General features: G+C 70.3%; 10 protein-coding genes and 1 pseudogene. 5 read left to right on the top strand and 6 right to left on the bottom strand.

Annotated features, from left to right (window positions below):
- The 4 genes from FNQ90_RS06550 to FNQ90_RS06535 form a co-directional block, all read right to left on the bottom strand.
- Positions 1-839: class I SAM-dependent methyltransferase (locus tag FNQ90_RS06550; RefSeq protein WP_182605398.1), on the bottom strand; the 839-nt coding region annotated here is incomplete at its 3' end.
- Between the two features lie 48 nt (positions 840-887).
- Complete coding sequence (locus FNQ90_RS06545; RefSeq protein ID WP_182605397.1) at positions 888-1,085, bottom strand: DUF397 domain-containing protein; 198 nt, start codon at positions 1,083-1,085, stop codon at positions 888-890.
- A complete protein-coding gene (locus tag FNQ90_RS06540) occupies positions 1,082-1,270 on the bottom strand; it encodes a DUF397 domain-containing protein (RefSeq protein WP_182605396.1) in 189 nt (62 codons plus the stop codon). The genes FNQ90_RS06545 and FNQ90_RS06540 overlap by 4 nt, the downstream gene beginning before the upstream one ends.
- 11 nt (positions 1,271-1,281) lie before the next feature.
- Positions 1,282-2,133 (bottom strand): helix-turn-helix domain-containing protein, encoded by an 852-nt coding sequence (locus FNQ90_RS06535; protein WP_182605395.1) that lies wholly within the window; start codon positions 2,131-2,133, stop codon positions 1,282-1,284.
- A 233-nt stretch (positions 2,134-2,366) separates the two neighbouring features.
- Between FNQ90_RS06535 and FNQ90_RS06530 the strand changes: the two genes are divergently transcribed.
- Positions 2,367-2,870, top strand: coding sequence for an ATP-binding protein (locus FNQ90_RS06530; RefSeq protein ID WP_182605394.1), 504 nt, complete (start codon positions 2,367-2,369; stop codon positions 2,868-2,870).
- Positions 2,871-3,111: 241 nt separating this feature from the next.
- On the opposite strand, the gene FNQ90_RS06525 is transcribed toward FNQ90_RS06530, so the two are convergent.
- Entirely contained in the window at positions 3,112-3,861 is a 750-nt protein-coding gene (locus FNQ90_RS06525; protein ID WP_182605393.1) for a class I SAM-dependent methyltransferase, read from the bottom strand.
- A 191-nt stretch (positions 3,862-4,052) separates the two neighbouring features.
- Here FNQ90_RS06525 and FNQ90_RS27100 point away from each other — a divergent pair, with 191 nt between their 5' ends.
- Both FNQ90_RS27100 and FNQ90_RS06515 read left to right on the top strand, forming a co-directional pair.
- Positions 4,053-4,421 (top strand): tectonin domain-containing protein, encoded by a 369-nt coding sequence (locus tag FNQ90_RS27100; protein WP_228470920.1) that lies wholly within the window; start codon positions 4,053-4,055, stop codon positions 4,419-4,421.
- A 189-nt stretch (positions 4,422-4,610) separates the two neighbouring features.
- Positions 4,611-4,787: pseudogene (locus FNQ90_RS06515) on the top strand (helix-turn-helix domain-containing protein); the annotation flags it as partial.
- Between the two features lie 65 nt (positions 4,788-4,852).
- On the opposite strand, the gene FNQ90_RS06510 reads toward FNQ90_RS06515, so the two are convergent.
- Entirely contained in the window at positions 4,853-5,665 is an 813-nt protein-coding gene (locus FNQ90_RS06510) for a DUF4232 domain-containing protein (RefSeq protein WP_182605392.1), read from the bottom strand.
- 335 nt (positions 5,666-6,000) lie between these two features.
- Here FNQ90_RS06510 and FNQ90_RS06505 point away from each other — a divergent pair, with 335 nt between their 5' ends.
- Together FNQ90_RS06505 and FNQ90_RS06500 are read left to right on the top strand one after the other, a co-directional pair.
- A complete protein-coding gene (locus tag FNQ90_RS06505; protein WP_182605391.1) occupies positions 6,001-7,431 on the top strand; it encodes a helix-turn-helix domain-containing protein in 1,431 nt (476 codons plus the stop codon).
- Positions 7,432-7,608: 177 nt separating this feature from the next.
- On the top strand, positions 7,609-8,208 hold the full coding sequence (locus FNQ90_RS06500; protein WP_143624828.1) for a dihydrofolate reductase family protein: 600 nt from the start codon (positions 7,609-7,611) through the stop codon (positions 8,206-8,208).
- The last annotated feature ends 133 nt before the right edge of the window (positions 8,209-8,341 follow it).

Here is an 8,341-nt window from a genome sequence, read left to right as displayed (position 1 = left end):
GGATGGTGGGGTGCTGGGGCCCGGGCATCCTGTCGGGCCCCGAGGGGGATTGTTTCTGTTTCGGGCCGGGGCCCCGGTGTTGGTCGGTCCCGGCGGGCGATGACGATGATCTCGGGACTCTCGGCGGTGAGCGGGGAACGGTCCCACCAGCCGTAACGGGCCTCCACGGTCAGGCCGGCCTCCTCCAGGAACCGGGTGAGGGTGTCGGCGTCGAGGAACCGGAGGGTGCTGCGGCTGGTCTCCGGGCCGTCCAGGGAATCGGCGGTGAAGGTGGTCGTGAAGCTCACCAGCTCTCCCTCCACGGGGGTGTCCATCCGGTGCTCGCACCGCGCCCGGAAGCCGTTCGCGTCCACGACCTCGCGGGGGTGGTCGGGTGTCCAGCGCTCCCAGGCGCGGGCGGCCGGGTTGCGGGTCTCGAAGGCGAACCGGCCACCGTCCACGAGCGCGGCCCGGACGGCGGCGAGGGCGGCGCGCACCTCGTCCTCGGTGAGGAAGACCTGGAAGGCGTGACCGGTCATGACGACCAGGTCGAACTCCCGGTCGTGGGGGACGGTCGTGAGGTCACCGTGCACCCACTCCACCCCGGCGCCGGTCCCCTCGCCTGCGGCACGGCCCACGTCCAGCATGGCGGCGGCCGGGTCGAGCCCGCGCAGCCGGCCGGTGTGGCCGACCTCGCGGGCCCGACGCAGCAACAGCCCGGTGCCGCATCCCACGTCGAGGACCGAGGACGCCTCCATGACCAGGTCGAGGTAGAAGGCGTCGTCCGGGGAGCAGTTCCATGGGTAGAGCACGTCGTACAGTTCGGCGAGTTTCCGTTCGGAGAACAGGCGATCGACCATGCCCCTCAGCATCCCGGGGCGGTCAATCGGTTTTTCCGAACGGAAAGTTCAGACCCCGGGCGGAGTCGACTGGCTTTCCGCCTTGAGGGTCTTCACCAGCCCGCGCAGCCGCGCCGGCGTCGTGGTCAGCACCCGCCCCGGCGCCTCGCTCTCGCGTATCAACACCGCCTCGGGCGTCCGAGCCACCTCGACGCATTCCACTCCGTTGGTGGAGAAGGAAGACTTCTGCCAGGTGAATCGAGTCACTCCTGTTCCCCGGCGGAATTTTTGAGGTGGTGAATCAATGCATGCACCCTTTTCGGATCGGCAGCGAGTATATTTTCGGGTGACTCGCTTTCTCGGAGCTGAATGAAGGTGGAGGAGTGGCGCATTTCAAGGCATTCTGCGCCGTTGGTGGAGAAAGATGACTTCTGCCATGTCGGGAAAATCATCGACACATCCTTCACTTGTCATTGAGGATTTGTCGCAGGAGGTCGCGACTTCCCTCAGGGGTCAAGGAAATTTCTCCGATCCGCCTCATGATAGCTCTGTAGTTGTCAAGGTGGGTATCCGCGTCCAGGAGATAGTTTCCGTGAGGGGCGTCCACGTGGACGGTGTCGAGGGCGGGCACGGGGCCATGGGCATACACCGTGGAGATACCGGTGTTGGGGAAGACGCCGGCGGTGAAAGGGATCACTCTGAGAGTGATGTTGTCCCTGGTGGAGGCTTCCATGAGGTGGCGGATCTGGCCTTTGAAGACGGTGGTTCCCCCGGTTCTCATCCGGAGGGCGGATTCATGGATGAAGAACGTACAGTGCAGGAGGTCTTCCCGGTCCAGAACATCTCTGCGCCGCATCCGGTAGGAGAGGCGTCGGCGAAGGTCCACCGGTGATGGTGGTGGGACATCGACGCCAAGGACCTCTTTGGCGTAATCCTCTGTCTGGAGCAGGCCGGGAAGATGCAAAATTTGGACTGTCTCCAGTGCGGAAGCGTGGTGCTCCAGTTCCGCGACGTCCAATGTGCTGACCGGTAGTTTTCCTCGGTACTCCTCCCACCACTTCTTTCCTCGTTCGCCTGCCATGGCTTCGAGGGCTGCGATGTATCGCTCATCCGAGCAGCGATACAGGGTGGCCAATGTGCGCACCCGTTCCGGGCTCACACCGAAGCGCCCTGCCTCCAGGTTGCTGATGGCGGTTCGATTCGTTCCCAACTCTTCTGCTGCTTTCGGGGCGGTTATCCCGGCGCGTTCCCGAAGCTTGCGCAGTTCTGTTCCCAAGCGGCGCTGTCGGCCGGTGGGTGCAACTCTCGGTGCCATGACCCTCCCAGTGTCCAGAAGGCATGGTGCCACAAGGGGAAAATAGAACTACAGTCCATGGAATACCCTTTAGTGAAAAAAGGTATAACGGGTTGGCGGGTTGGTCTACTCTCCTTCCAGATCGTCCGAGCAGCCGGTGAATCCGCAGTGCAGGGATCTCCGTAGGGGATCTCCGGGCCACGGTGGCATGCCTGGACGTGAATCGGAGCCAACGAGCGCAGAGGAGTCAGGACATGACGATCGCCGTTCTCGACGCGGGTGACGTGACCGTGGAGCCGTCCGACGCGGTGCGGGAGTACCGATTGTGCGTACCCAGCGCGGTCGAGGCGCCGCGACTGGCACGCAATCATGTGGCGGAGGTGCTGGGCAAGCAGGGGTGGGAGGAGGTGGCGGAGACGGCGAAGTTGCTGGTCAGTGAGGCCGTCACCAACGTCTACCGGCACACCGCCACGCCACGGATCCTCGTGCGGACCGTCCTGCTCGACGCCCGGGTGGTGGTCGCCGTCGTGGACACGGCGCCGGAGGCGCTGCCCGTGTGGCGGCACCCCGACCCGGAGACCGAACACGGCCGGGGCATGGCCCTGTTCGGTCTCCTCGCGCACGCCTGGGGCATCAGTTGGCACGCCGCCGCGCACACCTCCGCGCACGCCCCCGGGGCATCGTTCGGGGAGTGGCCGGTGCCCGGCCCCGGCGAGAAGTGCGTCTGGTTCGAACTGCGGTGGGGACTGGCCGCGTGAACGCCGGCGCCCACATCCCCGCCCCGCTGTACGGGCTCGGCCTTCTCGCGCTGCTCGTCCTCGCCTTCCTCGCCGGCTTCTTCCTCCGGCTTTCCCTTTCGGCCCGGAGGCCCGGGCCCCTCGGCCCGCCCCGTCGGGCCGGCGCCCATCGCCGTCCACGCCGGCCCCTCCTCCGGGGCCGGCACATCGGGCCCCCGGCCCCACCGCTGCCGGGATCGGCCGGGCCGCCGTGCCGGGGCGGTCAGCGCCGCCGGCAGGTGTAGGCGCCGAACACCGGGTGCGGGAAGTCCGCGTCCAGGATCTCGAACCCGGCGTCGTCCAGCATCGCCTCCAGCAGGTACCGGAAGGTGCTGTGCTCGGTGCGCAGGTGCTCGACATAGTCGGCGCGGACGTACCGGGTCGTCGGGTCCACGTCGGGGTCGGTCTCCGGGTCGGGGGCCTCGGCGAGCCAGGCGTTCAGCCGCTCCTCCGCCTCCGCCGGGCGGAAGTCGAGGATCAGGTCCCGCAGGCGCAGGATCCCGCCGGGCCGCAGCATCCCCGAGATCCGGGTGAGCGCCACGGCCTTCCAGGCGTCCGGCAGTTGGTGCAGGGCGTGCCGGGTGTGGACGGCGTCGGCCGGCGGACCCTCGTGCCGGTACGACAGGAACCCGCCCCGCACGACGATCGGCACGCGCCCGCCGGTCCCACCGGACTCCTCATCGGCGCGTTCCCGCAGATGGGCGACCATGGCGGGGGAGACGTCCACCGCCACCACCCGACCGAACTCCCGCGCGGCCGCGAACGCGAAGCGGCCCGTGCCGGCGCCGAGGTCGATCACCGTGGCGTCCGGCCCGACACCGGCGGTCCGCAGGGCGGCCAGGTCCTCCGCCGGGTCCGGGTACCCCTGCTTGCGGTCGAAGCCGGCGACGAACGCCGGGTCGAGGTGTTCCGGTCCGGCGGCGTCGAGTTCGTCCGGGTACCAGGCGGGAGGTGTCCACGGAGTCGGGGTCATGGACCGAGCCTGACGTGCCGTGGCCGGTCCTCGCATCCGGGTTTCCGCGACGGGGTCGTCGGCGGCCGGCGAGGGCGCGAGTTCCGGGGAAGAGTGCGTCGACGGGGTCAACCCGATGACCTCTCTTCCCTCGTGTGGGTCATTTCCTTTCAGGACAACCGTGTGGTGCGCACGGGGCGCTCCGGGACTCGATGACGCGGGAGCGTCACGTCAAACATCGCTTTTCCGCCCTTCTGCCACCGTGTTCCCCGGATGAATCGTTTGGTTTTCTTCCGCCGGTTCAGAAATGGGGTGCAGTGTTCCGTACCGGAAGGGGAATCGGCGTGGCCGATTGGGTGCAGATCTCGGGCGCTCTCACCGCCATCTCGGCGGGTTCGCGGACAAGTGTATGGGGGGTGAATTCGGCGGGGAACATCTATCGTTACAGTGGTAACGATGGGAGTCCGTGGAGTCGGGTTCCGGGTGGGTTGACGGATATCGGGGCCGCCGCCGACGGTACGGTGTGGGGGGTCAACGCCAACGGGAACATCTACCGCTACGTGGGCGACGGGCAGGACTGATCCCTTCCCGGCCCGCATGAGGGAGACCCGGTCATGTGCCCGGGCGCGTGTGACGCGCGCCCGGGCATCCGCGCGTTCGGGGCGGTGGTCGCCCGGAACCCGGCTCCCTCCGGTGAAGCCCGCGTGACGGTTCCGGTCGGAGCTCACTCCTGCTTGACAGGCAAGTGAAAGCTTGCCGATGCCGGTGTGGTGTCGGACGATCTGTTCAAGGCCCTGGCCGATCCCACCCGCCGGACGATCCTCGACGAGCTGACCGAACGCGACGGCCGGACCCTCCTCGAGATCTGCTCCCGGCTCGCCGTCCGCCACGGCCTCGGCTCCTCGCGTCAGGCGATCAGCCAACACCTCGCGGTCCTGGAGGCCGCAGCCCGTCCCCACCCCCGTGGGGGACGGGCGGCGGCCCGGGGCACGCGGTGCCGCTCACGGGTGCGTCACCACATCAGGGCGTCGGCCCGGTCGCTCTGCCAGTACGTGACGGCGGCGGAGGCCCCCTCCGCCGTCCCCGCCGGCACGGGCAGGGTGACGGAGTTCCCGACCGTCCGGCCGTTCCGGTCGGTGAGGAAGACCTCGAGCCCTTCGACGGGCCTCACCTCGCTGTCGTCCGCCGAGGAGGTCCTGATGCCCGCGTACGCGGACTCCCCCGGCTCGAGGACCACCACCGCCTGCGGGACGCTGGACCGCACGACCTGCATCACGGAGTGCCCCTCGTCGAAGCGCAGGTACGGGTAGTTGTAGGGGGCGCAGGCCGTGCTGCCGGTGTTGGTCACCGTCAGCAGCAGGTGGTTGACCGGTCGGGGCACGGGCGCCACGGTGAGCTTGGTGGTCGAGGAGGTGCACGCCGGCAGGACGGGAACGTCCTTCCCGGGGCGGGAACTGTCCTCCTTCCCCCGGCGATCGCCGGCGGGGACGGCCGACGGACCGTTCTCCTGCGGGGCGGGGACCGGGGCGGCCTCCCCGGCGTCGGTGCCCTCCGCCGGGTTCCCGGCCGGCACCCTCGTGGCCCCCGCGGCGGGTGCCCCGCTGCCGGCGGCGGCGCCCTCGGCCGGAGTGTCCTCCGCGGTGTTCTCCCCGGACGCCGTGTCCTCCACCGGGGTCTCCTCCACCACCGTCGCGGGTCGGTCGGCGGCGGTGCCGCCCCCCGGGGAGGAGACGTCCGAGCCGGACTGGCAGGCGGCCAGGGCGAGCGAGGCGGCGGTCAGACCGGCGGCCACGAGGCCACGGGACAGGGTGCGATTGCGGGACATGGGTACGTCTTCTTTCGTCGGGCGGTGAGGGCCTCGGCTCAGGGCCGTGGACCGGCGTCGGGGTGTTTCCCTCGGCACGTCCCTCACGCTGCCCGTCCCGGGGCGGCGACCGCCACGTGGAACGGCCCCCACGGGACGCCGGAACATTCCACCCCCCTCCCACCTGCGCGGACACCGTTCCACCCGGGACGGAGCGGTCCCCTTCCGGTCAACCCGGCGGCGTGGCCGGAAAGGAACCGGGCGAGGTGGTTTCATGGTCGGTGTCCGTACCGACGAGGGGGCGGCGGCCGGACGCGCGCCGGCCCGTCGACGGCCGGCAGAGGGAGAGCCAGGGGATGTCCCGGGAGGCGGAGGAGTTCGCGGCGCTGCTGCGAGAGGTGAAGGAACGCTCCGGTTTCAGCTACGGAGTGCTCGCCAGGAAGTTGCACACCAGTACGTCCACCCTGCACCGGTACTGCAACGGCGATGCGGTGCCGATGGAGTACGGGGCGGTGGAGCGTTTCGCCCGCGCGTGCCGGGCGACGCCGGGGGAGCTGCGGGAGTTGCGGCTGCGCTGGGAGGCGGCGGACGAACAGCGGGGACGGAAGGTGCCGGCCGGGCCCCCGGAGGCGTCGGGAGGGGAGGCCGGTGCCGAACCCGACGCATCGGCCCCGTCCGCATCGGTGCCGGGGCCGGAACCCGCTTCGGCCCCGGAGGCACCGCCGCCCGCGTCCGCCCCGGAACCCGAGGTGGCGCACCGGCCCGAGGAGATCTCCGCCGTGTCCGGCCCGCTCCCGCCCGGTGGTGTCGACGGGAGCGGGTCCCGTCCGACCCGCCGCAGGACGTTGCTCGCCGGTGTCGCGGTGGTTCTGGTCGCCGTGGTGGCCGTCCTTCTCACCCGGGCGCAGATCGAGGGGAACGACGACGGTCGGCAGCGGGAGACGACGGCGTTCGGGGGAGAGGAGGAACGGGAGGGGACGGTGGTCACCGACGACGCCGGGGTCCCGCACGGCCCGGAGAGGCCCCCTTCCCCGAACGCTCCGGACGGGACCGGGGGAACCGAAGCGGCCGATGACGCCGCCGTCCCCGACGATCCGGTGGACGGGGGAACGCTCCCGCCGCCCCGGACGCCGGAGGAGACCCGGGAGAGGACCGGGACCGACCCGGCTCCGGTGGGTGACCCCGCCCCGGTGCGCGTCTCCACCCGCCCCCACGCCTTCCCGGACCCGTGCAGCCGGCGCTACCTCCTGAACCGCCCGCCGGAGGAGGTGCCCCCGCCGCCCTTCGAGCAGGACGCCCCCGCCTGGGTGGCCGCTTCCGGGGCGGTGACCGCGGAAGAGCAGTTCGTGGAGATCACCGTCCAGGGAGTCGGTGAGGGAACGGTGATCCTGCGGGACCTTCACGTGCGCCTGGTCGCCAAGGGGGCCCCGCTGCCGTGGAACGACTACGGCACGGGAGTGGGCTGCGGTGGCAACGTCCCCACTCATGAGCTGGAGGTGGACCTCGACGCGGGACGCCCCGTGGCCGTACCCGGCTCCGACCTCCACGCCTTTCCCCACAAGGTGAGCGGGGACGATCCCCTCGTGCTGTATGTCACCGCCCACACCGACGACCACGACGTGCGGTGGTACCTGGAGTTGGAGTGGGTCGCCGGTGACCGGCACGGGACGGTGCGTGTCGACGACGGCGGCGAACCGTTCCGCACCAGTGGTGCCCGGGGCCGCCCGGCGTACGTCTATCCGCTCGGGGCGGACGGCTGGACGGAGGCCCCACCCGGCGGGGGATGAGCGGCGGATGCGTCCGGACGGGTTCGGCGCCCGCCCGGTGGCATGTCGGAGCGGACGGATTGTCAGAGGCGTTACCTACTCTCCGAGGAGACGTGGACGACCACCACACGTCACCGGCCGCTCGCGGTGGGTGGGATGTTCGTGGTCGCATCCGACGACGCCTTGAGGAGGCGACCCATGCGTATCGTGCTGAGTGACTTCATGAGTCTGGATGGTGTGGCACAGGCCCCGGGTGGGCCGGGGGAGGACACCGACGGGGGGTTCGCCCACGGTGGCTGGTCCATGCCGTACTTCGACGTCGAGGTCATGGGTGGTGCCATCGACGACGCGATGAAGGACACCCGAGCCCTGCTGTTCGGCCGGCGCACCTGGGAGAAGATGGCGGCGGCCTGGCCCGAGCGCGCCGGGACCGACCCCTTCGCCGACCACATGAACGCGATCACGAAGTACGTCGCCTCCACCACCCTCACCGACGCCGACATGACGTGGAACAACTCCACCCTCCTGCCCGCCGACAATGTGCTCGGCTCCATCGCCGACCTGCGCGCCTCGGAGGAGGGCGACATCCATGTGATGGGCAGCACGGTTCTCGCCCGTACCCTGGTGGAGAACGACATGGTGGACGAGTACCGCCTGATGATCTCGCCGGTGCTGCTCGGTGGCGGCAAGCGGATCTTCCCGGAGGACGGCGTGGCCCGGCACCTGCGGCTTGTCTCCCACACGGTGGCCTCCACCGGCACGCAGGTCTGCGTCTTCCGCCCCGCCGACGCCGACTGACCGGTCGGCGTCCGGCGGGTGGGGTGCCGACGGGGCCTTGGCCCTCCCCGGGGTGGTGGGGTGTGGTTGCCGCCCACGTCCGACGTGTGAGAGGGGAGAGCCGGATGGGGGTGTGCGAGACCCGGGCATGTGA

It is taken from the genome of Streptomyces alkaliphilus, from assembly GCF_014141535.1.
Classification (GTDB): Bacteria; Actinomycetota; Actinomycetes; order Streptomycetales; family Streptomycetaceae; genus Streptomyces; species Streptomyces alkaliphilus.
This window is presented reverse-complemented; position numbering and strand designations above follow the sequence as displayed.